This is a genomic window from Arthrobacter tumbae (assembly GCF_016907495.1).
Lineage (GTDB): Bacteria > Actinomycetota > Actinomycetes > Actinomycetales > Micrococcaceae > Arthrobacter_D > Arthrobacter_D tumbae.
The window spans coordinates 3,297,562-3,319,382 of record NZ_JAFBCC010000001.1; the positions used below are offsets into that span (position 1 = coordinate 3,297,562).

Here is a 21,821-nt window from a genome sequence, read left to right on the forward strand (position 1 = left end):
CCTCACATCCGCTGAGTGCGTGGATGAACACGCTGCGCCGCAAGGTCTTCGGGTTCATCTGCGCACTCAGCGGCGTTTTAGCTATCCCTACGCTGGCCGGCTGCTCGTCCGCGGGGCGATCCGCCGGTCCTTCAGGACGTCGGCAAGCTGGTCCATGAAGAGGCGCACCTGCGTGGTCTGCTTCCCGGCGATCTGCAGCGCAAAGATGCTGCGGGCGAGGCGGATCTCGGGAACATCGAGAGCGACGATTCCCTCCGGCGCGCGAAGCATCGCCAGTTCGGGAACCAGTGCAGCGCCCATACCGGCCGCGGCCATGGCCAGGCTGGCATTGAAGTCATCGCAGTAGGCCGCGATGTGCGGGTGCAGGTTGCAGCTGGCAAACAACCTCTCAATGACCGTTGCATCCAAGGTCCCGGGGTGGTGCATGATCCAGGGCATGTCCGCCAACTGCCCCGCGGACACGGCGGACCCTTCCGCGATTCCCCAGGCCGCCGGTAAGACCACTCGGAAATTGTCATCGCCGATCCACTGCCGGCTCACCGACGACGGCCAGGCCAACCCTCCCTGCCCCACCTGGAATACCAGGGCGAGATCGAGTTCACCACCGTTCCGTAGGCCATGAATGGTCTGCGACGGCTCGCCGACGAAGACCTTCAGGTTGATGCCCAGCTGTTTCCACTGGGGAGTGCGGATGAGGCGGGGGAGTGCAAAGGTGGCAAGACTGGGGAAGATGCCGAGCCGCAGTTCCTGCGTCACCGCGGCTCCGGCCTTGGCGGTGGAGGCCATGAGGGTGTCGATGTCGGTCAGCACCTTGGTGGCGTGGCGTGCCATGACGACGGCGGCTTCCGTGGGAACCGCGCTTCGCGCGGACCGCGTAAACAGTGTGATGCCTGTATCCCGCTCCAAAGCCGACATCTGCTGCGACACTGCCGAGGCTGTGTAGCCGAGCCGAATGGCGGCGGACGCAAAGGAGCCGTGCCGGATGACCTCCAGCAGCGTTCGCAGATGAACGGGGTTGACCACGTCGTCATCTTCTCACGGTCAGCCGACACGCCGAGACGACACGACACGCGCGCGACTTTCCCTGTGTGGACAGCGCTCCACAGCCTGTGGACCAAGGCAGTCGAAACGGCGCGTTTGAGCCATTTCGGACGGCTGCCGCATGTGGATTTCCTGTGGACTAATCGGGCGGCAAATGACATACTTGTAATACATCATCTTGGGGTCGGCGCTACTGCGTTGCACTAGATGTAGTATCTAGATATCGAATTACCTGCTGGCGTGGCACGTTCCGCATCGACCGTTCGGCGGTCCGAAGAGCGGCATGAAGCCCACCAACAGTGGCCGAATAACAGCACTTCACAAGGGGAGTCAGGGACATGACCGTCACGGTTTACACCAAGCCAGCATGCGTACAGTGCAACGCAACGTATCGGGCCCTGGATAAGAAGGGCATCGCTTACCAGAGCGTTGACATCTCCCAGGATCCGGCGGCCCTCGAGCGGGTCCGTTCGCTCGGTTACATGCAGGCGCCCGTTGTCATCACGGAGAAGGACCACTGGTCCGGGTTCCGTCCGGACAAGATCAATGAACTCGCCTTGGGGTCGGTCAGTTCCGTAGCCTAGGTCTACTTCTCGTTTTACCCACTCGCGAGGGGCGGATGTAGTCGATATGACAACACCAACCATCAGTCGAAGTGCCCGCGGACGGGCAGTTGGGGAGCCGTTGAAAACGGACGCGTCGCTTATCTATTTTTCATCGGCGTCGGACAATACCCACCGGTTCGTCAGCAAGTTGCCAGTTCGTTCGGCGCGCATTCCGCTCCTCACCAAAGACGACACGCTGCACGCCCTCAACCCCTTCGTGCTGGTCCTTCCCACCTACGGCGGAATCGGCGGTCAGGGCGCCGTACCCCGGCAGGTAATCAAGTTTCTCAATGTCGAGGACAACCGCCTGCTGCTTCGCGGCGTTATCGGCGCCGGCAACACCAACTTCGGGGACACCTACTGCCTTGCCGCGGATATCGTCGCAGCAAAGTGCGGTGTTCCCGTTTTATATCGATTTGAACTTATGGGCACGTCGGAGGACGTTGACCGGGTATCCCAAGGATTGGAAGAGTTTTGGACATGACAGTCGCTGAGACAGAAGCCCCCGCACTTGCCGAGCGGTTCAAGGGCCTGGGCTACCACGAGCTCAATGCCATGCTCAACCTGTACGGCCCAAACGGCGAGATCCAGTTCGAGGCTGACCGGGAAGCTGCGCACCAGTACTTCCTGCAGCACGTCAACAACAACACCGTCTTCTTCCATGACCTCGAGGAGAAGCTCGACTACCTCGTGAAGAATGAGTACTACGAGCGGGAAACCCTCGACCAGTACACAATGAACTTCATCCGCGACCTGTACAAGCGGGCCTACGAGAAGAAGTTCCGGTTTGAGACCTTCCTCGGCGCGTTCAAGTTCTACACCTCGTACACGCTGAAGACCTTCGACGGCAAGCGCTACCTGGAGCGGTACGAGGATCGCGTCTGCATGGTTGCCATGCATCTTGCGAGGGGCAACGAGGACCTCGCTAACCGCATGGTGGACGAAATCATCGAGGGCAGGTTCCAGCCGGCAACACCGACCTTCCTCAACGCCGGCAAGCGGCAGCGCGGTGAGCTGGTGTCCTGCTTCCTGCTCCGCATCGAAGACAACATGGAGTCCATCGGCCGCTCCATCAACTCGGCGCTCCAGCTGTCCAAGCGCGGCGGCGGCGTCGCTTTCGCGCTCACCAACATCCGTGAGGTCGGCGCGCCGATCAAGCAGATCGAGAACCAGTCCTCCGGCGTTATTCCTGTGATGAAGCTTCTCGAAGACAGCTTCTCCTACGCCAACCAGCTGGGCGCACGCCAGGGCGCCGGCGCCGTGTACCTGCACGCGCACCACCCGGACATCAACCGTTTCCTCGACACCAAGCGTGAGAACGCTGACGAGAAGATCCGCATCAAGACCCTCTCGTTGGGCGTCGTTGTCCCGGACATCACTTTCGAGCTGGCGAAGAAGGATGAGGACATGTACCTGTTCTCGCCCTACGATGTCGAGCGCGTGTACGGTATGCCGTTCTCCGACGTCTCGGTCACTGAGAAGTACTATGAGATGGTAGACGACTCGCGGATCAAGAAGACCAAGATCAAGGCCCGCGAGTTCTTCCAGACCCTCGCGGAGATCCAGTTCGAGTCCGGCTACCCCTACATCATGTTCGAGGACACCGTGAACCGGGCAAACCCGATCGACGGCAAGATCATCATGTCCAACCTGTGCTCGGAAATCCTGCAGGTTTCACAGCCCACCACGTACAACGATGACCTCTCCTACGCTGACACCGGCAAGGACATCTCCTGCAACCTGGGTTCGTTGAACATCGCAAAGACGATGGATTCCCCTGATTTCGGCAACACCATCGAGACGTCCATCCGTGCTCTCTCGGCCGTCTCGGACATGTCCAACATCACCTCCGTTCCCTCGATTGCCAGGGGGAATGACTCCTCCCACGCCATCGGGCTTGGGCAGATGAACCTTCACGGCTATCTGGCGCGGGAGCGGGTGCACTACGGTTCTGAAGAAGGCCTGGACTTCACCAACATCTACTTCTACTCGGTTGTCTACCATGCTGTGCGGGCCTCGAACCTGCTGGCGATTGAGACCGGACAGACCTTCGGCGGTTTCGAGAAGTCCAAGTACGCGTCCGGAGAGTTCTTCGACAAGTACACCGATCAGGAATGGGTCCCACAGACCGCGCGGGTCAGGGAACTGTTTGCCAAGGTGCATATCCCCACGCAGGAAGATTGGCGTGCGCTGAAGGCCTCGGTCATGGAGCACGGCATCTACAACCAGAACCTGCAGGCTGTGCCGCCGACCGGCTCGATCAGCTACATCAACAACTCGACCTCGTCCATCCACCCTGTGGCGTCGAAGGTTGAGATCCGCAAGGAGGGCAAGCTGGGACGCGTGTACTACCCGGCGCCGTACCTGACGAACGACAACCTGGAGTACTACCAGGACGCGTATGAGATCGGCTACGAGAAGGTCATCGACACCTACGCCGCTGCGACGCAGCACGTGGACCAGGGCCTGTCGCTGACATTGTTCTTCAAGGACACTGCCACCACGCGTGACATCAATAAGGCGCAGATCTATGCCTGGAAGAAGGGCATCAAGACTGTCTACTACATCCGTCTCCGCCAGCTGGCGCTGGAGGGCACTGAGGTAGAGGGTTGCGTTAGCTGCATGCTTTAGTGGCTAGAGGCAACTAAAGCCAACGACGACGTCGGTGGGCTGGCGTGCAGAAAGCCGGCCCGCCGTCGTCGTACATTCATTAGAAGAAGTTCACTGCCCTTCCGGGCAGTTCAAGCGAATGGGACAAGGGGTCACGATGACCGAGAAGGTTAAGTTGCTGTCGCACGTTGAGGCGATCAACTGGAACCGTATCCAGGACGACAAAGACGTCGATGTCTGGAACCGTCTGGTCAATAACTTCTGGCTGCCCGAGAAGGTGCCGCTGTCCAACGACGTCCAGTCGTGGAACACGTTGACGCCGGTGGAGCAGCAGCTCACCATGCGCGTGTTCACCGGCCTGACGCTCCTGGATACCATTCAGGGCACCGTTGGCGCCGTATCGCTGATCCCCGATGCGATTACTCCGCACGAAGAAGCCGTGTACACGAACATCGCGTTCATGGAATCGGTGCACGCCAAAAGCTACTCCTCCATCTTCTCCACTCTGGCGTCCACGAAGGAGATTGACGAGGCATTCCGGTGGTCCACCGAGAACGTCAACCTTCAGAAGAAGGCCAGCATCGTCATGGATTACTACCAGGGCGATGACCCCCTGAAGCGCAAGGTGGCCTCCACTCTGCTGGAAAGCTTCCTGTTCTACTCGGGCTTCTACCTGCCCATGTACTGGTCATCGCGAGCCAAGCTCACGAACACGGCCGACCTGATCCGCCTGATCATCCGCGATGAGGCCGTTCACGGGTACTACATCGGGTACAAATTCCAGAAGGGCCTGGAAAAGGTTTCCGAGGAGAAGCGCCAGGAGATCAAGGACTACACGTTCGAGCTGCTCTTCGAGCTGTACGAGAACGAAGTTCAGTACACGCATGACCTGTACGACGGCGTTGGCCTGGCTGAGGACGTCAAGAAGTTCCTGCACTACAACGCCAACAAGGCACTGATGAACCTGGGCTACGAGGCGATGTTCCCGTCCTCGGTCACGGACGTAAACCCGGCGATCCTTTCGGCGCTGTCACCGAACGCGGATGAGAACCACGACTTCTTCTCCGGGTCGGGATCGTCCTACGTCATCGGCAAGGCAGTCAACACCGAAGACGAGGACTGGGACTTCTAGATCTGCTCCGTAAGGTCCGGCCGATTTTATCTGGCCGGTGGAGGTCCATTTCGGTGACGAACGCTGGCTAATGGTCGCAACGAGTTGTCGCGAGTGGCAACTCAGAATGGCGCACTTGCGGCGGCTCAACGTGCATTCTCGCGGGCGGGCCTAACGTACATCACGGGCGGCGACAGTACTGAGTTTCTGATGAGGCATGGGTTCGTTGCGTTGATCGATCCTTGACCTGCGCCGGGATGAATCGGTTTCTGGGTGGGAGTTGGTCCGTTGAAATACCTTGGTCTTATGCCAGCGCCCCAGCCGACCGACCGTTTGCGGTTTCGTGAGATGACTAGGTCCCGCGAGGAGGCGTTGGGATGGATTGAGTGGAATCAGAAGAACTACGCCGAAGATGGGTTCGGGTTGTGGGTTATCGAAACACATGATGACAACTTCATAGGGGATTGCGGTCTGACATGGCAGAGGGTGAACGGCTCCCAGAAGCTTGAGGTCGGCTACCACGTGCGTTCCGATGTGCAGCGCAGTGGCTTGGCGACAGAAGCTGCCACGGCTTGTCGCGACTTTGCCCGAGAACATCTAGGCGCAACTGAGCTTGTGGCCATCATGCATCCCGACAACAGGGCTTCTGAGCGAGTTGCTGAGAAGCTCGGGATGCGACGCGTCGCCGATGATCACGGCGGAAGTGTTCCCGTCCGAACAGTCCTCAGCATGCAACTGGGAAAACCGTCGTCGGGATTTGTCCGGTGAGGACCCCACCGCGGCTGGAAGGTTTGGCAGCAGGATGCCTGCCATCAGTTCTGCGAGGGTGAACGATTGGCGGTTCGAATCGAAACCAAAGCAACGATTACGCTGCAGAGCGCCACACCGATGGCAGCCAGTGAGAAGTAATGCGCAAATACGAGCAATGTGTACGACGCGTACGCGAACAGGGTCACCGCAACCACACCGACCACTGATGCCAGTGTCATCACGGTCCGCCGCTGAGGTGCAGGTTTAGCACCCTGGATCTGCTCGGATGAGTTCCTGCGGACAGCAATGGCGATCTGTATGCCGAACGCCACGGAGACCAGTGTTATCAGGAGAGCCACCCACGCGGACGGAGACGTCTGCGAGAAGTAGCCGACAATAAGCATCAGGACGATGCTTCCTAACAGCGGTTCTGTTCGGACATTCCTGACTGAGGCCATGACGCCATGCTAACGAGTTCCCGAGCGGACCCGGCGCTGACTGGTTGCCCCTGGCCCTAACCAATACGAGCAAGATCCCGTCTGATGTAGCGGAGGTGTGCCCACTCCTCCTCGAGGATCACGCGAACGCAGTCGCCGACGCTGGGATGCCAGTCACCCCCGCCCCATGGGTTCTCGCGTTCCTCCGCGAGAAGATCTGCCGTTGCCGTGGCCAGGAAATCGGTGACCTGCCGTTGCCGCTCTGCCCGAACAGTGAGGATCTCCTCGTACGGCGGCGGTTCCACGCGGAAGATCGACATGTCGAAACCCATCTCGCCTGCACCGGTGAAGATCAGTCCGATCTCGTGGAACGGCTGCTCCTTCCGCAGGATCCCGCCGCCGAGCCAAGCGTCGGTCGCCAGGATGAGGTGCCGCAGGGTTTGTGACAAAGACCATTCCTCCGCTACCTGCGTGTTCACCAGGGCCGGCGGCGTGCCCTGCACAGTCTCCTGCCAGGCGGACTGCACCGCGAGCCACCCCTCCCGCAGGCCTTCGGGCGTCTGCGCCTTCTGCAGTTCACGGCCCGGGAACTGCCGGTTGAGCTCGGCATCCACGAGCGGCACCACGTCGACACCGTTGACGAAAAGGCTGCCGAAGAACAGGTCGTGGCTGTCGATGTCGAGTCCGTCCACGTCGACGCCGCGCATCGACACACCGCTGACATCGGAGAATCGCAGGGTGGCGCCTTTGAAACTTGCCCTGACGAAGGTTGCGCCCTCGAATTCCTTCGTACTGGTGTAGGTCGTCATGGCCCTCATTCTGCAATGAAGGGGCGCTGAAAGCTACGGTAGACGCCGATGACAACGGCTCTACTAGAACAACGGCCAGGGCACGGCGGGCATCTCACCGCTCGGAGCTGGGAACCGCCCGGACGAGCGCAACCGGGTGCAACGTGCGGCGAGCGCAGCGATTTCGTCCGCAGACAGCAGATCAGCCAGATCTCGACCCAGCTCGCCGTGCAGGGCTTCGCTGACGCGATCGACACCGTCGAGCTCCTCGCCGGTCAGGGGGTCTCCCAACCATCCCCACAGCACTGTGCGCAGCTTGTGGTCGCTGTGGAAGGTAAGCCCATGGTCCACGCCGTGCCGATGCCCGTCCTCCATCGCAAGGATATGGTCGCCCTTGCGGTCGGCGTTGTTGACCAGCACGTCGAACACCGCCATACGTCTCAGCCCGGGGGAGTCCTCGTGGATGAGAGCGACCACCAGGCCGTTCTCGTCCTGACCTTCGAGGACCTGCTTCCAGCCGGTCTCCGGCACATCGCCCGTCGCGACCAGATTCACGGCGTTCTGGGCTATGTCCGTCTCTTGCCAGAGCTGCACCATTCCCTCACCCAGTGGACCATCGCGCAGCCAGGTGCGAGGCACGACATTCCAGCCCAAAGCCTCCGAGACCAGGTAGGCGGCCATCTCCCGGTGGGCAAGGGCGCCGTCGGGGAAATCCCAGAGCGGACGCTCGCCTGCTATTGGCTTGTAGATGATTGCCGCGCCGGCGATGCTGCCCAGGAAGGTGGCGTTCGACGCCGTCGTGATGCGGCCGGTGAGCGTCAGCTCGGCGGTCAGCAGGTCCGGCGTCGGCATCAGGCTTCGGGCAGGGCGCAGGTGTGCCCATCCGCGTCGATGGGCTGACCGCAAATCACACAGATCGGACGCCCGGCGCCCACGATCTCGCGGGTGCGCTTGGCGAAAGCGCGGGCGGTACCGACCGGCATGCTGACCCGCAGCACTTCGGACGCGTCGTCGTCATCGGGGAAGGCTTCGTCCTCAGTCTCCGCATCGCTGAGCGGGTACGCCTCGACGACGATCTGCGCCGTCGTCGGGTCCCACCCCAGGCTCATGACACCGGTGCGGAACTGTTCCTCGACCCCCTCAAGCTGGTCATTGTCGACAAGTTCGATGGGAGTGCTCCTGGGCACGCTGAAGGGATTGCCTTCGACGCTGATGAGCTGATCGAGGATCTCGTCGATCTTTTCGGCGAGCTGCGCCGACTGCTGCTTCTCGAGGGCGATGCTGACGATCTGCTTTCCTGCACGTACCTGCAGGTAAAATGTGCGGGCCCCCGGAAGGCCGATGGTGCCGACGACGACGCGGTCAGGCCAGACAAACTCATGAACAGTTGTGGGCATGTTGCTATTTTAGGCTCATCGAGCTGATGGTGCCGTGTGTCCTGCGCCACCGCCCACAGGCGCATCCTCGGAACTGGCAGCGTTGGTCAGCCACGACAGATCCCCAGCGTCGGTATTGGTTGCGTACACGGTCGGCCGGCTGGTGCCGTAACTCACGATCGATACGGAGGCCGGGCCAACGTTGATGCGCTGGAACAGGTCGAGGTGCATGCCGAGCGCGTCGGCGAGGATCGACTTGATGATGTCACCATGACTCACCGCCACCCACACTGCTCCCGGCCCGTGGATAGATTCAAAGGATGCATCGTGGCGTCGAACCGCTGCCACCGACCGGGCCTGCATCGCGGCCATGGATTCGCCGCCGGGAAAAGTGACGGCGGACGGTTGCGACTGCACCGTCGACCACAGGTCTTCGGTCGCGAGATCGCTGAGCGTCCGGCCCTGCCACTGGCCGTAATCGCATTCAGTCAGACAGGCATCGAGATTCATATCGATGGGTGTGCGCGAGGCGCCGGTCTGGCGATCGAGGATGAACTGGGCGGTCTGCTGACACCGCTCGAGGGGGCTCGACACGACTCCGACGACCGGGACGGCTGCAAGCCGGTCAGCGGTCAGGGCCGCCTGCTCCCGGCCGATCTGGTCCAGACTGACGCCTTCGGCTCTACCGGCCAGAAGACCTGAAGCATTTGCTGTGGTGCGGCCGTGCCGCACAAGAAGAACTGTCGCCATACACCCAGCGTAACCAGCCGCGCGACGGCGGCGCCCAGGGCAGGTCCGCGTCCTCGGGTTCACATGCACCGGGTGTACTGTCACATCAGCCCGCCACCACCGCGTCCGCGATGATGGCGCTGACCTTCATCGTCAGCCCTGAGCTTCACGTGTTTCTCCCTGAGATGGCGCAGGGCAAGAGAGATCAGCAACGATATCGCCACCACCCCGAATGCATCCAGAACCGTTATGCCGGATAGGACCCAGACCGCGAAGGCGATCAGCACGGCAGAAATGACCGCTGTAGTGACGAGAACTTTCGACGTATTCCCCATGAAGGCATCCTGTCATGAAGAGTTGTCATCAGACGGCCGGTTCCTCGGCTACCTCGGAACCGACATCAGAACGAAAGGACACCATGGGACTCAACGAACTACTTGACGCGCTGAACGCAGGCCACACCATCACAGGGGACTCCCCACTGCATGAGGCGATGCATCGGACCAGCCAACAGGCGCTCCGTATCACCGGCGAGCTGAACAGTGGATATCAGGAACCTGCGCGGGTGCGCGAGTTGTTAGCTCAGCTGACGGGCAAGCCGGTTGCTGAATCGGTCACAGTCTTCCCGCCCTTCTACACCGATTTCGGCAGGAACATCACCCTTGGTGAGCGGATTTTCATCAATTCCGGGTGCAAATTCCAGGATCAGGGCGGCGTGACTATTGGGGACGACTGCCTGATCGGACACAACACGGTGATCGCGACGCTCAATCACGACCTGGCGCCGAGCCGTCGCGCGGACATGCACCCCGCCGCTGTCGTGATCGGCCGCAATGTCTGGATCGGATCCAACGCCACGATCCTGCCGGGCGTAACGATCGGCGACAACGCGGTTGTGGCTGCGGCATCGGTGGTGACGAAGGACGTACCGGCGAACTCCGTCGTCGTGGGCTCGCCCGCGCGAGTGGCACGCTTGCTGACCGACACCCTTGAACGCTGAGACACCCACGTAGTTGACGCCCTGGGACGCCCGTCATCCGGGGAAGGGCATGAACGGAACGTCCGGTTTGCCGTCACCGTCCTTGTCGCCATACGCCCTCATCGCCAGGTCGTTGGCCTTTTCCTCACTCCCATGGATGTGGACGTAGCCCTCGCGGAAGTCCTTTTGATGGGCAGACGCAGCGGCGGCCTTCTTGCGCTCGAAGGCGGCGCCCTTTCGTCGGAAGCTAAACATCTCCGGCTCCTTTCCGGTACCGCATAACTACGGCGCCGGGCGGACGGCCCATTGCCGACATATCTCCAACATACGCCCGGCCCTCAGGGAAAGCGATAACGAAAAGGAGCCGTCTGAAGGGAACAACCCGACCGCCGAGCATGTTGTCATAAGGGTGAGTGTTTCAACGGCGCCGACCATCACCCTCGACAACCACTTCGCCCGCCATCTGCCGGAAATGGGCATGCCCTGGCAAGCAGCAGAGCCGGCCGAACCGCACCTGCTGGTGCTCAACGAGCAGCTCGCAGCCGACCTTGGTCTGGACCCTGCCTTCCTCCGCGCTCCCGACGGCGTCCGTCTCCTGACCGGCGCACGTGTGCCCGAAGGCGCAACCCCGGTTGCGCAGGCCTACGCCGGCCACCAGTTCGGCGGGTACAGCCCCCGTCTCGGCGATGGACGCGCGCTGTTGCTCGGCGAGGTCGCAGACCCTGACGGCGCACTCCGGGACATCCATCTCAAGGGCTCCGGCCGCACACCGTTCGCGAGGGGCGGCGACGGACTCGCCGCAATCGGCCCCATGCTGCGTGAGTACATTCTCAGCGAAGCAATGAACGCGCTTCGCATTCCGACCACACGTTCGCTCGCCGTCGTTGCCACGGGACGTCCCGTGCAGCGCGAGGAGCTGCTGCCGGGCGCCCTGCTGACGAGGGTTGCCGCCAGCCACCTGCGCGTCGGTACCTTCCAGTACGCCCGCGCAACCGGTGACATAGAGCTGCTGCGCCGCGTGGCGGATTACGCCATCACCCGCCACTATCCCGCGGCAGCGCAGGCATCGAGCCCTTACCTCGCCTTGCTTGAATCGGTCATCAGGGCCCAGGCAGAGCTTGTTGCGCAGTGGATGCTCGTGGGTTTCGTCCACGGCGTCATGAACACGGACAACATGACAATCTCCGGTGAAACCATCGACTACGGTCCCTGCGCCTTCCTGGACACCTTCAACCCTTCCGCGGTCTACAGCTCGATCGACACCATGGGCCGCTATGCCTACGCGAACCAGCCGGCCGCCGCACACTGGAACCTCACCCGTTTCGCCGAGACACTGCTGCCCCTGCTTGATGAAAACCAGGACGACGCCGTGAAGCTGGCAGAGCAAGCGCTGGCAGAATTCCCGGCTTCCTACAGCGGTGCCTGGGCCGCAGGTATGAGGACCAAGCTGGGCCTGGCGGACGACGTCGATGCCGCCGACATGGCAGGCAAGCTTCTGACGCTACTGGAGGAAGGTCAGGTGGACTACACCTCCTTCCTACGTAGGCTGAGCACGGCCGCCCGCGGGAACGCTGAAAGTTGCCGCAGCTACTTCGCCGACCCGGAACGTTTCGACGCCTGGCTGGCGGAGTGGCTCGCCTTGAACCCGTCACCGGAGGCAATGGACAGGGTCAACCCGGTGTACATCCCGCGGAACCACCTGGTGGAAGAAGCGCTTGCTGCTGCCGGCGAAGACGACGTGGAACCGCTACGGAACCTTCTCGCTGCTGTTACGGCGCCGTTTGAGGAGCGCGACGGCTTCGAGCGCTACGCCGCTGGAGCGCCCGACGACTTCGGCTCCTACCGGACCTTCTGCGGTACCTGAGACGGGAGGCGGGTCAGGGGGTTGTCGGTTCCGTGCCGCTGTCGAGCCTCAACTGGTCTTCTCAGTCGTGGGCGGGCTCACCGGTAACCCGGTGGTCGGCGTGGTTCAGGCCCTCCCGCACGAGCCGCGCGAGGTGCCCGTCCGCGATGCTGTAGATGACATTGCGGCCGCTTTTCCGTGTGGTCACCAACCCGGAGAAACGGAGCTTGGCAAGATGTTGGCTGACTGATGTGCGGGGTGCTTCCGTGCGCTCCACCAGGGAACTGACGTCGCCGGATTCCTCGGAGAGCACCCACAGAATGTGCAGCCGGGTAGGGTCGGCGAGCATCCTGAATAGGGCTGCGCCGACGTCGAGCCGTGCTTCATCAGGATCGTTCGGATGATTCAGGCTGGGCCGCGAGCCGACCGGTTCTTCGCTCAACAGTCCACTCCTTGTCGACAGGTGGGACGTCCGCCCCGGAAGCCGGAGGCTCGGTCGTCCAGAGACGTAATGCTGCCACTGCGCCCAGTGTAGCGAGAGCTGCGAGGATGAATGCCGCCGCCGGCTGTCCGGCGGTGGCGCCAACCCATCCTGCAATCGGGTAGCTGAGTATGAAGCAGGCGTGCGAGAGGGAGAACTGCGCGGTGAACAGGTAGGACCGGGTTGAATCGGTGGCCGCCCGGCGCAGCAGCCTCGCGGACGGTGTGTTGATCATCGATGTACCTGCGCCCAGCAGCCCCCACAGCAAGAGCATCAGCACCCACGCCGGCTGCAGTAGAGCGACGACGCCGGCCGCCCCCACGCCCGCTGCGATCACTACGCTTCCACTCACCATGAAAGCCCGGTCCGGAAAGCGCTCCAGAAGTGCCGGCGTCGTCAGTGCCACCGCCATCGATCCGGCGCCGTAGCAGGCGAGGGCGATTGCCACCTCGGCGTTGGTTCCCCCATAGAGGTCGCGGACGTACACGACGGTATTCACCAGGACGAGCGCCGTACCGCACGCAACCACCAGGTTCAGTGCGAGGAGTCCGCGAAGAGACGGTACCCGCAGAAAGATCCGGGACCCCAGAGTGGTGCGATGCAGGAGGGAGCCGCCCCGGGCGGCCGGCGGGGGAGCGGGCAACCGGGTGGTTCCTACGAGCAGGGCAGAAATCAGGAATCCAACGACGGTTCCGGCGAAGAGACTGGAATAGCTCATGACCACCAGCAGTGCGGCTGCGAGAACTGGGCTCAGGAGCGACTCCAGATCGTATGCCAGCCGCGAGAGGGACAGCGCCTTCGTGTAGTCGCGCTCGCGCGTCAGAATCACGGGAATCACGGACTGGAACGCCGGCGTGAAGGTAGCAGAGGCCGACTGCAGCACGAAGACCAGAACGTAGACCTGCCACACCTGATCCACGAACGGCAGCATCAGGGCAACGGCCGCGCGGACAAGGTCGGCCACTATCAGGACGGCTTTCCTGGGAAGGTGCTCGACAAGCGCGGCCATGAGTGGCGCCACGAAGACGTAGGCCAGCATTTTGATGGTGAGGGCGGTACCGAGGACTGCTCCTGCCCGACCCGCCGCAAGATCGAAAGCGAGGAGGCCAAGCGCCACGGTGAGCAGGCCTGTACCAAGGAGCGCAATCACCTGCGCGGAGAAGAGCTTGCGGTACGCAGCAACGCGAAGAACTGTCAGCACAATTCTCAATATAGTGCTTAGGTGCGCATGTATGCACTCATGGTCGTGCTGATCTTAAATATTGACATTCGTCGATACAGTTCAGATACTCATATCGATGAATTTCAATGTTGAAAGCTTCGCAGACTGCGGATCGGAAGGAACAGCGATGTCGAAACAGCACCACCTGCCCGTCGCCATCATCGGAGCCGGCCCGATCGGCCTTGCCGCCGCCGCCCACCTCCTCGAACGGGGCCTGACACCGTTGATTCTCGAGAAGGGCGACGCCGTAGGGGCTGCAATTCGCCAGTGGGGCCACATCCGGCTGTTCTCTCCCTGGCAGTACAACATCGACGACGCCGCCCGCCGCCTTCTGGAGCGCACCGGCTGGCAGGAGCCGCGTGGCTCTGCGCTTCCCTTCGGGAGCGAACTGGTGGAGTCCTACCTTGAGCCGCTCGCGGCGCTACCCGACATCGCAGCAGCCCTACACCTCAACACCGAGGTGCTCGCAGTCACGCGGCAGGGCATGGACAAGACGCGGACCCGGCATCGCGAGAATCAGCCCTTCCTCATCCGTGTGCTCGGCCCGCGAGGACTAGAGGATCACCTCGTGAGAGCAGTTCTCGATGGATCCGGAACCTGGAGCCAGCCCAATCCGCTGGGGCAAGCCGGGCTGCCCGCTCCGGGCGAAGGCGCTGCACGGTCCTTCATCACAGAACCCCTTCCCGACGCCGCAGGCAAGGACCGCCCACGGTTCGCCGGCAAGCGCGTGATGGTCGTCGGTGCAGGTCACTCTGCCGCCAACACCCTGCTGAGTCTCGGACAGGTTGCCAAAGCGGAACCAGGAACGCGGTTGATGTGGGCCGTGCGTGGTCCCGGATCGGCCCAGCGACTCTACGGCGGCGGGGATCTCGACGGGCTGCCCGCCCGCGGAGCGCTGGGAAGCCGGCTGCGCTCGCTGGTGCAGGACGGGGTCGTAGAGCTACTGACCTCCTTCACCATCACTGAACTGGAGGCCGGCGACGGCGCCCTCACCGTCCATGCCTCGAGTCCGGAGGGCGCCCGTGCAGTCGACGTAGACGTGCTCGTTCCGGCGACAGGTTTCCGTCCGGATCTGCGGATGCTCCGCGAACTGCGGCTGGAGCTCGACCCCGCTGTCGAAGCGCCGCGCGGACTGGGGCCGCTGATCGACCCTGAATTTCACTCCTGCGGGACCGTCCCGGCACACGGGGCAGCTGTCCTGGCGCATCCGGACAAGGACTTCTATCTCGTCGGCATGAAGAGCTACGGCCGCGCGCCCACTTTCTTGCTGGCCACCGGATACGAGCAGGTCCGGTCGGTCGTTGCCGCCATTGCAGGCGATGACGACGCCGCTGCCACAGTTCACCTCGAGCTCCCCGAAACGGGGGTATGCAGTACAGACCTCGGCGGCAGCTGTGATGTGCCAGCCGGAAACACGCAAGGATTGTCACTGCCGAGCGAAGATGCGCCAGCCCCATCCGGTTGTTGCGTTCGGCCCGAACCGGTCAGCCTCGGCATTCCCACTGGGCTCCTGCACGGTAAGAACCTTGCTGATTGAATGGGGCCATGACAGATGAGCCCGCGAAGCACACGTCCACGCCACTGGAGGACTACGCCCTCCTGTCCGATCTGGGTACAGGGCCGCTGGTATCCCGGAACGGCAGTATCGACTGGCTGTGTTTTCCGCGGTTCGATTCCCCCTCGGTATTCGCGGCCCTGCTTGGGTCGCCGGAAGACGGCAGGTGGAAGGTTTCCGCCTCTGACGGCGAGGTGATTTCCCGGCGATATCTGCCGCGCACCTTTGTGCTTGAGACCATCTGGAGCACCCCTACAGGAAAGATGGTGGTCACCGACTTCCTCCCGCCTGGCGACGAACAGTCGGATCTGGTGCGCCGGGTGGAATGTGTCGAGGGCACCGTAGAGGTGGAGCACGACCTGCGCATCCGATTCGACTATGCACGGGCGAAGCCCTGGACGCGGCGGGTTGATTTGGAAAAGGTCGGCTCCTGCGGATTGCTGTCGGTGGCCGGGCCGGATGCGATGCTGTTGACGGGTCCGTTGCTGCATCCGCATGAGTCCCGGCGGAAAGAGCCCCAAGCCGGCATGGAGGACCGCCACGAGGCCTCTGCCGAGGGCCACGCGGACGACTATCAGGGCGCCGTCTCCAATCGACTGAGCGGCGTCTTTCCGCTTGCAGCCGGCGAATCCGAAAGCTGGGTGCTTACCTGGCACCAGTCGCACGGGGACCTCCCTACCGCAGCAGACCCAGACAGAGCTCTGGAAGCGACGATCGCGTATTGGACAGATTGGTCCTCCCGGGTGGAGGTCAACGATCGGCAAGACGAGGCCGTACTGCGCTCGCTGATGGTGCTGCGTGCCCTCACCCACGGCAGAACCGGCGGCATCGTGGCTGCGGCCACCACGTCCCTGCCGGAGGAGTTCGGCGGGTCGCGCAACTGGGACTACCGCTACACCTGGCTCCGGGACGCCGCCTTGACCATCGAGGCGCTCGTTGCGCATGACTTCACCGAAGGTGCGCTGCACTGGCGCAACTGGCTGCTGCGCGCGGTGGCCGGCGATCCGGATCAGGTCCAGATCATGTACGGCATCGCCGGCGAGCGCCAGCTTCCGGAAAGCGAGCTGGACCACCTGGCCGGCTACGAGAATTCAAAGCCGGTACGAATCGGTAATGGGGCTGTGGGCCAGTACCAGGCCGACGTCGTCGGGGAAGTCCTGCTCGCCCTCGCCGCGCTGAGGGACGCAGGGGCAGCCGAGGGCGAGTACTCATGGGGGCTGCAAAAGAACCTCCTGCGGTTCTGTGAGCAGAACCTTGGCCGGAAAGGCCACGGCATCTGGGAGATGCGCGGGGAGGCTGAGTTCTTCGTTCACGGGCGCGTGATGATGTGGGCGGCCTTCGATCAGGGAATCCGGGCTGTGCGGGAGCACGGTCTGGAGGGGCCTGCGGAACGGTGGGAGGGCCTTCGGGACCGGCTCCGCCAGGAAATAATGGAGCGCGGATTCAACGCCGAGCTCAACTCCTTCACCCAGACGTATTCGAACAATGAGGTGGACGCGTCCCTGCTGCAACTGCCCCACACGGGGTTTGTGGCCAGCGATGACCCGAAGATGCTCGGCACAGTCGCGCGCATCGAGGCTCAGTTGCAGGATGAGCATGGTCTCCTGCACCGCTACCGGACAGCATCAGGCCTCGACGGTCTGGAGGGCCACGAATATCCGTTCCTGATCTGCACGTTCTGGCTCGTGGAGCAGTACGCCGACAGCGGCCGCACCCAAGATGCCACGGCGTTGCTTGACCGGCTCACCGGCTATGCGAATGACCTCGGCCTTTATGCTGAAGAGTACGACCCGATCAGCGGGCGGCTGGCAGGGAACTTTCCACAGGCGTTCAGTCATCTAGGCTTTATTCGTGCCTCGGACGCGGTCAACAGGGCACGCGTCCGGCCCTAACTGAACCTTTCCCTCAGGAGCGTGTTTACTCACACCATGGCAGATTCCTATTACCGTCCGGCGGGCGGGGGCCGGTTCGAGGCCACGGTTCATGCACAGGGAGCCTGGAACGCGCACGAGCAGCACATGGCGCCCGCCTCCGGTCTGCTCGCGCATTGCCTTGAGCAGTTCCAGCCGCGTCCAGAGCTGCAGATGGCGCGCATCTCATACGAGATTCTGGGCCTCATACCCTTGGAGACCGTTGAGGTGGCCACCCGCATGGTGCGACCCGGGAAAACCATCGAGTTGCTGGAAGCGGAGATGAATCATGGCGGGCGGACGGCGATCCGCGCCCGCGCCTGGCGGTTGGCCACGAGCGATACCTCGTCCGTCGCGGCGCTTGAGGATGCCTCCATGCCGGGGCCTGACGAGGGCGAGGAACACGACGCCGTTGCAGAGTGGCCCGGAGGTTATATCCAGTCGATCGATGTCCGCAAGGTCGAAGGCCACCGGCCGGGGCGGGGCAGGGTCTGGCTACGGACGCCCCACCCGCTCGTGGAGGGTGAAGCGTCGTCGGACCCGGCCCGGCTGATCGGGCTCATCGACACCGCGAACGGTATCGCCACGCGGGTTCCTCCCGGACCCGGCAGCTGGGCATTCCCAAATGTCGATCTTCAGGTACACCTTCACCGCTCGCCCGCAGGCCAGTGGCTCGGTCTCGATACCCGGGTGAGTTTCGGGCGGGATGGAATCGGGCTGACCTCGTCCGTCCTGCACGACCTCGACGGACCATTCGGCCGGAGTGAACAGATCCTCACCCTGCGCAAGCTCTGACCCGCGTTGATTTGACACACCCCTTATGGCCCGGCAAAAGGGGTGTGTCATGACAAGTCAACGGGTGGGGCAAGGGAATGCGGCGGGCACCGTCGTCGTTGGCAGACTGTGTAACCGCGCTCACAGCCAGCCGGCGCTGAGTCGTTCAGAGGATTGAGGACATCATGGCCAAGGCAGTCTGGAACAATCAGGTCATTGCGGAGTCTGACTCCACCGAAATGGTCGAGGGGAACCACTACTTTCCGAAGGAAAGCGTGAAGCAGGAGTTACTCCGATCGAGTGACATGCACACCACGTGTCCCTGGAAGGGTGAGGCGAGCTACTTCAGCCTCGAGGTTGACGGCCAAAGCAATCCCGATGCTGCGTGGACCTACCCGGAGCCGAAGGAAGCCGCCGCGAACATCAAGGATCACGTGGCGTTCTGGCGCGGCGTGACTGTCACTGACTGAAGCGCAGTGCACGCACAATCACCTATACAGGAGTGTTGATGGAATACAGGAACCTCGGAAGCAGCGGAACATCGGTCTCGGCCTATGCGCTGGGCACCATGACGTTCGGCGCCGAAGCCGATGAAGCAGCGTCACACGCGATCCTCGATGACTATGCCGCCGCCGGAGGCAACCTCATCGACACCGCCGATGTCTACACCGCCGGAGCTTCCGAGGAGATCATCGGGCGCTGGCTGGCGAAGAGCTCATCCGCTTCCGACATGATCCTGGCGACGAAGGGCCGGTTCCCGATGGGTAAGGGCCCCAACGATCTGGGTCTCTCCCGCCGGCACCTTCGGCTGGCGCTCGATGCCTCGCTCAAGCGGCTCAACGTCGATCACATCGACCTGTACCAGATGCACTCCTGGGACCCGCTGACTCCGCTGGAGGAGACGCTCGGATTCCTACACGACGCCGTCAGCGCGGGCAAAATCAGTTACTACGGCTTCTCGAACTACACCGGTTGGCAGCTGACCAAGGCCGTCGGCATTGCGAAGGCGCGCGGCTGGGACCTGCCGGTCACCCTTCAGCCGCAGTACAGTCTTCTGGTGCGCGGGATCGAGTCGGAGATTGTGCCGGCAGCGCTCGACGCCGGTATGGGCTTACTGCCGTGGTCACCGCTGGGCGGGGGCTGGCTCACCGGAAAGTACAAGCGGGACACCGCACCCAAGGGCGCTACCCGTCTCGGCGAGAACCCGGACCGCGGCATGGAAGCCTGGAAGAAGCGCAACGCGCAGGAGCGCACGTGGGCTGTCATCGACGTCGTCATCGGTATCGCTGAGGCGCGTAATGTCAGCGCGTCTCAGGTGGCGCTGGCCTGGGTTGCGCAGCAGCCCGCTGTCACGTCGGTCATTCTCGGTGCGCGCACCACTGAGCAGCTTGCGGACAACCTCGGGGCAGCGGCCCTGACGCTGAGCAGCGACGAGGTGGAACAGCTGTCAGCCGCCAGTGCACCGGATGTTGCTGATTATCCCTACGGAACGCCCGGCGTTGAGCAGCGAAGCCGCTCTATTGACGGCGGCCGCTAAGGAGCCTGAGGCAGATGGTTCCCCGTCCCTGGTCTGAAGGGCGCCTGCAGGTCCTGCACGAGGCGTCGTCCGGTGCAGCAGCGGACATGGAGCGCGGACTGACGCTTCTGCGTGCAGCGGCCGCCGGGGGTTTCGGGCCGACGCTCCGGCTCTACCGCCCCCAGCCCACCGTCGCGTTCGGGCAGCGGGACACCCGCCTGCCCGGTTTCGAGGCGGCGTCGGACGCCGCCCGGGCGCACGGGTTCGCCCCACTCGTGCGAAAGGCCGGGGGAAGGGCCGCTGCGTACCACGAGGGGTGCCTGATTGTTGATCACATCGAGCCTCACCACGATGCGGTCGCCGGATCCCAGGCCCGGTTTCGGCTGCTCGGCGAGATCCTTGCAGAGTCGCTGCGGCGGGTCGGCGTCGATGCCCGGATGGGACAGATCCCCGGGGAATACTGCCCCGGCGAATTCAGCGTGCACGGGGTGGACGGCACCCACGCGGTAAAACTCGTCGGCACGGCTCAACGCGTTATCTCCGGTGCATGGCTCTTTTCCTCGGTGATCGTGGTGGAGGACTCTGCGTCGATCAGATCAGTCCTCGAAGCGACGTATACGGCGCTGGAACTTCCGTGGCAGCCGTCAACGGCGGGCGCGGCGGAAGACCTCGTCCCCGGTCTCACCGTAGATGCGGTGGCAGGCGCCGTCGTCACCGCCTACGAGGACGCTGTCGCCTTCGGTTCAGTGAGCATGACGACCGATAGTAAGCCAGCTTCCCTTGTGGCTCTCCGCCGATCGCCGTAGCGTGGCTGGGAGCGGCATCCCGCCGCTATCCACTTCACACGGGATGGAAGGAGCAGCACCATGAAAGCTGTTATCTGGCACGGAGAGGGCGATATCCGCCTGGACGAGGTCGCCGATCCGACTGTGCAGGATCCCAACGACGCAATCGTCCGGATCACCCGCAGCGCTATCTGCGGAACGGATCTTCACTTCGTCCGCGGCACCATGGCCGGCATGCAGGAGGGCACCATTCTGGGCCACGAAGCCGTAGGGGTGGTGGAGGAAACCGGCAAGGCAGTTCGCGGATTCAGTCCCGGCGACCGCGTGATCATCTGCTCAACCATGTCGTGCGGGGTTTGCCCGCAATGCCGTCGGGGACACACCGCCCAGTGCGACGTCGCCAACCCCAATGGACCGCAGGCGGGCACCTGCTTCTTCGGCGGACCTCAGACAACCGGGCCGGTGAACGGCCTGCAGGCAGAGTACGCCCGTGTTCCCTTCGCAGGTAACACGCTGATTCCGGTTCCCGACAACGTTTCCGACGATCAGGCGATCCTGCTCTCCGACATCTTCCCTACCGCCTGGTTCGGCGCCGAGTTGGCGGGCATCCGTCGGGGAGACACCGTGGCCGTGTACGGTGCCGGCGTCGTCGGGCAGCTCGCTGTCGCCTCGGCCTTCCGGCAGGGCGCGGCGCGTGTGTGGGCCATCGACGGCGTCGAGACCCGGCTGGTGCAGGCGCTCGAGCAGAATGCCGAGGTGATCGACTTCAACAGGGAAGATCCGGTCGAGGCGCTGAAGGAGGCCACCCTTGGAGCTGGCGTCGATGCTGTGATCGACGCCGTCGGTGTGGACGCCCAGAGCCCGTCGTCCGGTCCGGCTGCCCCGGATAGCGAAGAGCGTGAACAGTTCGATCAGGAACTCGGGCAGGTTGCGCCAAAAACCAACGTTCAGGGAGAGAACTGGGTGCCCGGCGATGCACCCAGCCAAGCCGCGCAGTGGGCTGTCGAGACGGTGGCCAAGAACGGCCGGATCGGCATCATCGGGGTGTATCCACCGCAGCTGACCTCCTTTCCCATCGGGCAGGCCATGAACAAAAACCTGACCATCCGGATGGGTAACTGCAACCACAAATCCGTTGCGCCGCCGTTGCTTGACCTCGTTGCGTCGGGCGTATTCGACCCGACACGGTTCATCACCCAACACGAAGAGGTGCCAGATGCGGTGGACGCCTACCGCACCTTCGACCGCAGGGAAGAAGGCTGGCTCAAGACAGTCCTGGACGTTCAGTAGAAGCCCTCGGGTTGGGTGC

24 protein-coding genes are annotated in these 21,821 nt (G+C 62.9%); 14 read left to right on the top strand and 10 right to left on the bottom strand.

The window, feature by feature from the left end; all coding sequences use genetic code 11:
- Positions 1-87 precede the first annotated feature (87 nt).
- Positions 88-1,023, bottom strand: coding sequence for a LysR family transcriptional regulator (locus JOD47_RS15515; RefSeq protein ID WP_204535639.1), 936 nt, complete (start codon positions 1,021-1,023; stop codon positions 88-90).
- A 356-nt stretch (positions 1,024-1,379) separates the two neighbouring features.
- Between JOD47_RS15515 and nrdH the strand changes: the two genes are divergently transcribed.
- The 5 genes from nrdH to JOD47_RS15540 all read left to right on the top strand — a co-directional run bounded on the left by nrdH (position 1,380) and on the right by JOD47_RS15540 (position 6,135).
- The gene (gene nrdH, locus JOD47_RS15520; protein WP_204535641.1) at positions 1,380-1,625 is read left to right on the top strand and encodes a glutaredoxin-like protein NrdH; all 246 of its coding nucleotides are present in this window, start codon (positions 1,380-1,382) and stop codon (positions 1,623-1,625) included.
- Between the two features lie 46 nt (positions 1,626-1,671).
- Positions 1,672-2,130: a class Ib ribonucleoside-diphosphate reductase assembly flavoprotein NrdI gene (nrdI, locus tag JOD47_RS15525; RefSeq protein WP_204535643.1), complete on the top strand. Its 459-nt coding sequence runs from the start codon at positions 1,672-1,674 to the stop codon at positions 2,128-2,130.
- Positions 2,127-4,277, top strand: coding sequence for a class 1b ribonucleoside-diphosphate reductase subunit alpha (gene nrdE, locus JOD47_RS15530; RefSeq protein ID WP_204535645.1), 2,151 nt, complete (start codon positions 2,127-2,129; stop codon positions 4,275-4,277). Before nrdI ends, nrdE begins: the two co-directional genes overlap by 4 nt.
- A 136-nt stretch (positions 4,278-4,413) precedes the next feature.
- Positions 4,414-5,388: a class 1b ribonucleoside-diphosphate reductase subunit beta gene (gene nrdF / locus JOD47_RS15535; protein ID WP_204535647.1), complete on the top strand. Its 975-nt coding sequence runs from the start codon at positions 4,414-4,416 to the stop codon at positions 5,386-5,388.
- 327 nt (positions 5,389-5,715) lie between these two features.
- Positions 5,716-6,135, top strand: a complete 420-nt coding sequence (locus JOD47_RS15540; protein ID WP_239548132.1) for a GNAT family N-acetyltransferase — start codon at positions 5,716-5,718, stop codon at positions 6,133-6,135.
- 44 nt (positions 6,136-6,179) lie between these two features.
- On the opposite strand, the gene JOD47_RS15545 is transcribed toward JOD47_RS15540, so the two are convergent.
- The 6 genes from JOD47_RS15545 to JOD47_RS15570 form a co-directional block, all read right to left on the bottom strand.
- Positions 6,180-6,575, bottom strand: coding sequence for a hypothetical protein (locus tag JOD47_RS15545; RefSeq protein WP_204535651.1), 396 nt, complete (start codon positions 6,573-6,575; stop codon positions 6,180-6,182).
- A 56-nt stretch (positions 6,576-6,631) separates the two neighbouring features.
- Positions 6,632-7,363: a DinB family protein gene (locus tag JOD47_RS15550; protein WP_204535653.1), complete on the bottom strand. Its 732-nt coding sequence runs from the start codon at positions 7,361-7,363 to the stop codon at positions 6,632-6,634.
- A gap of 63 nt (positions 7,364-7,426) precedes the next feature.
- Complete coding sequence (locus JOD47_RS15555) at positions 7,427-8,194, bottom strand: SCO1664 family protein (RefSeq protein WP_204535655.1); 768 nt, start codon at positions 8,192-8,194, stop codon at positions 7,427-7,429.
- The gene (locus tag JOD47_RS15560) at positions 8,194-8,739 is read right to left on the bottom strand and encodes a DUF3090 domain-containing protein (protein WP_204535657.1); all 546 of its coding nucleotides are present in this window, start codon (positions 8,737-8,739) and stop codon (positions 8,194-8,196) included. The genes JOD47_RS15555 and JOD47_RS15560 overlap by 1 nt, the downstream gene beginning before the upstream one ends.
- Positions 8,740-8,754: 15 nt before the next feature.
- Positions 8,755-9,468 (bottom strand): MSMEG_4193 family putative phosphomutase, encoded by a 714-nt coding sequence (locus JOD47_RS15565; protein ID WP_204535659.1) that lies wholly within the window; start codon positions 9,466-9,468, stop codon positions 8,755-8,757.
- 80 nt (positions 9,469-9,548) lie between these two features.
- Positions 9,549-9,782, bottom strand: coding sequence for a hypothetical protein (locus JOD47_RS15570; RefSeq protein WP_204535661.1), 234 nt, complete (start codon positions 9,780-9,782; stop codon positions 9,549-9,551).
- Between the two features lie 83 nt (positions 9,783-9,865).
- Between JOD47_RS15570 and JOD47_RS15575 the strand changes: the two genes are divergently transcribed.
- The gene (locus JOD47_RS15575; protein ID WP_204535663.1) at positions 9,866-10,447 is read left to right on the top strand and encodes a DapH/DapD/GlmU-related protein; all 582 of its coding nucleotides are present in this window, start codon (positions 9,866-9,868) and stop codon (positions 10,445-10,447) included.
- A 33-nt stretch (positions 10,448-10,480) separates the two neighbouring features.
- Here the strand turns inward: JOD47_RS15575 and JOD47_RS15580 are convergent, their stop codons facing one another.
- Positions 10,481-10,681, bottom strand: coding sequence for a hypothetical protein (locus tag JOD47_RS15580; protein ID WP_056547367.1), 201 nt, complete (start codon positions 10,679-10,681; stop codon positions 10,481-10,483).
- Between the two features lie 154 nt (positions 10,682-10,835).
- Between JOD47_RS15580 and JOD47_RS15585 the strand changes: the two genes are divergently transcribed.
- Complete coding sequence (locus JOD47_RS15585) at positions 10,836-12,290, top strand: protein adenylyltransferase SelO (RefSeq protein ID WP_204535665.1); 1,455 nt, start codon at positions 10,836-10,838, stop codon at positions 12,288-12,290.
- 61 nt (positions 12,291-12,351) lie between these two features.
- On the opposite strand, the gene JOD47_RS15590 is transcribed toward JOD47_RS15585, so the two are convergent.
- Positions 12,352-12,711, bottom strand: coding sequence for an ArsR/SmtB family transcription factor (locus JOD47_RS15590; protein WP_372432831.1), 360 nt, complete (start codon positions 12,709-12,711; stop codon positions 12,352-12,354).
- On the bottom strand, positions 12,656-13,951 hold the full coding sequence (locus JOD47_RS15595) for an MFS transporter (RefSeq protein ID WP_204535667.1): 1,296 nt from the start codon (positions 13,949-13,951) through the stop codon (positions 12,656-12,658). The genes JOD47_RS15590 and JOD47_RS15595 overlap by 56 nt, the downstream gene beginning before the upstream one ends.
- Positions 13,952-14,099: 148 nt before the next feature.
- Here JOD47_RS15595 and JOD47_RS15600 point away from each other — a divergent pair, with 148 nt between their 5' ends.
- The 7 genes from JOD47_RS15600 to JOD47_RS15630 all read left to right on the top strand — a co-directional run bounded on the left by JOD47_RS15600 (position 14,100) and on the right by JOD47_RS15630 (position 21,802).
- Complete coding sequence (locus tag JOD47_RS15600) at positions 14,100-15,509, top strand: FAD-dependent oxidoreductase (RefSeq protein ID WP_204535669.1); 1,410 nt, start codon at positions 14,100-14,102, stop codon at positions 15,507-15,509.
- 8 nt (positions 15,510-15,517) lie between these two features.
- A complete protein-coding gene (locus tag JOD47_RS15605) occupies positions 15,518-17,419 on the top strand; it encodes a glycoside hydrolase family 15 protein (protein ID WP_204535671.1) in 1,902 nt (633 codons plus the stop codon).
- A gap of 36 nt (positions 17,420-17,455) precedes the next feature.
- A complete protein-coding gene (locus tag JOD47_RS15610) occupies positions 17,456-18,232 on the top strand; it encodes a thioesterase family protein (RefSeq protein WP_204535674.1) in 777 nt (258 codons plus the stop codon).
- A gap of 164 nt (positions 18,233-18,396) precedes the next feature.
- On the top strand, positions 18,397-18,681 hold the full coding sequence (locus tag JOD47_RS15615; protein ID WP_204535676.1) for a DUF427 domain-containing protein: 285 nt from the start codon (positions 18,397-18,399) through the stop codon (positions 18,679-18,681).
- A 38-nt stretch (positions 18,682-18,719) separates the two neighbouring features.
- Positions 18,720-19,748 carry an aldo/keto reductase gene (locus JOD47_RS15620; protein ID WP_204535678.1) on the top strand — a complete coding sequence of 343 codons (1,029 nt, stop codon included), beginning with the start codon at positions 18,720-18,722 and terminating at the stop codon, positions 19,746-19,748.
- A gap of 14 nt (positions 19,749-19,762) precedes the next feature.
- The gene (locus JOD47_RS15625) at positions 19,763-20,533 is read left to right on the top strand and encodes a lipoate--protein ligase family protein (RefSeq protein WP_239548133.1); all 771 of its coding nucleotides are present in this window, start codon (positions 19,763-19,765) and stop codon (positions 20,531-20,533) included.
- 60 nt (positions 20,534-20,593) lie between these two features.
- Positions 20,594-21,802, top strand: coding sequence for an alcohol dehydrogenase catalytic domain-containing protein (locus tag JOD47_RS15630; RefSeq protein ID WP_204535680.1), 1,209 nt, complete (start codon positions 20,594-20,596; stop codon positions 21,800-21,802).
- Positions 21,803-21,821: the final 19 nt, after the last annotated feature.

What these genes read in the sequence shown, in the direction of transcription:
- JOD47_RS15580 (WP_056547367.1), bottom strand. Translation starts at nt 10,681, where the DNA reads ATGTTTAGCTTCCGACGAAAGGGCGCCGCCTTCGAGCGCAAGAAGGCC.
- JOD47_RS15575 (WP_204535663.1), top strand. Translation starts at nt 9,866, where the DNA reads ATGGGACTCAACGAACTACTTGACGCGCTGAACGCAGGCCACACCATC.
- JOD47_RS15625 (WP_239548133.1), top strand. Translation starts at nt 19,763, where the DNA reads ATGGTTCCCCGTCCCTGGTCTGAAGGGCGCCTGCAGGTCCTGCACGAG.
- JOD47_RS15560 (WP_204535657.1), bottom strand. Translation starts at nt 8,739, where the DNA reads ATGCCCACAACTGTTCATGAGTTTGTCTGGCCTGACCGCGTCGTCGTC.
- JOD47_RS15615 (WP_204535676.1), top strand. Translation starts at nt 18,397, where the DNA reads ATGGCCAAGGCAGTCTGGAACAATCAGGTCATTGCGGAGTCTGACTCC.
- JOD47_RS15550 (WP_204535653.1), bottom strand. Translation starts at nt 7,363, where the DNA reads ATGACGACCTACACCAGTACGAAGGAATTCGAGGGCGCAACCTTCGTC.
- JOD47_RS15630 (WP_204535680.1), top strand. Translation starts at nt 20,594, where the DNA reads ATGAAAGCTGTTATCTGGCACGGAGAGGGCGATATCCGCCTGGACGAG.
- JOD47_RS15570 (WP_204535661.1), bottom strand. Translation starts at nt 9,782, where the DNA reads ATGGGGAATACGTCGAAAGTTCTCGTCACTACAGCGGTCATTTCTGCC.
- JOD47_RS15565 (WP_204535659.1), bottom strand. Translation starts at nt 9,468, where the DNA reads ATGGCGACAGTTCTTCTTGTGCGGCACGGCCGCACCACAGCAAATGCT.
- JOD47_RS15610 (WP_204535674.1), top strand. Translation starts at nt 17,456, where the DNA reads ATGGCAGATTCCTATTACCGTCCGGCGGGCGGGGGCCGGTTCGAGGCC.
- JOD47_RS15540 (WP_239548132.1), top strand. Translation starts at nt 5,716, where the DNA reads ATGACTAGGTCCCGCGAGGAGGCGTTGGGATGGATTGAGTGGAATCAG.
- nrdH (WP_204535641.1), top strand. Translation starts at nt 1,380, where the DNA reads ATGACCGTCACGGTTTACACCAAGCCAGCATGCGTACAGTGCAACGCA.
- JOD47_RS15555 (WP_204535655.1), bottom strand. Translation starts at nt 8,194, where the DNA reads ATGCCGACGCCGGACCTGCTGACCGCCGAGCTGACGCTCACCGGCCGC.
- JOD47_RS15620 (WP_204535678.1), top strand. Translation starts at nt 18,720, where the DNA reads ATGGAATACAGGAACCTCGGAAGCAGCGGAACATCGGTCTCGGCCTAT.
- JOD47_RS15605 (WP_204535671.1), top strand. Translation starts at nt 15,518, where the DNA reads ATGACAGATGAGCCCGCGAAGCACACGTCCACGCCACTGGAGGACTAC.
- JOD47_RS15600 (WP_204535669.1), top strand. Translation starts at nt 14,100, where the DNA reads ATGTCGAAACAGCACCACCTGCCCGTCGCCATCATCGGAGCCGGCCCG.
- nrdF (WP_204535647.1), top strand. Translation starts at nt 4,414, where the DNA reads ATGACCGAGAAGGTTAAGTTGCTGTCGCACGTTGAGGCGATCAACTGG.
- nrdE (WP_204535645.1), top strand. Translation starts at nt 2,127, where the DNA reads ATGACAGTCGCTGAGACAGAAGCCCCCGCACTTGCCGAGCGGTTCAAG.
- JOD47_RS15545 (WP_204535651.1), bottom strand. Translation starts at nt 6,575, where the DNA reads ATGGCCTCAGTCAGGAATGTCCGAACAGAACCGCTGTTAGGAAGCATC.
- nrdI (WP_204535643.1), top strand. Translation starts at nt 1,672, where the DNA reads ATGACAACACCAACCATCAGTCGAAGTGCCCGCGGACGGGCAGTTGGG.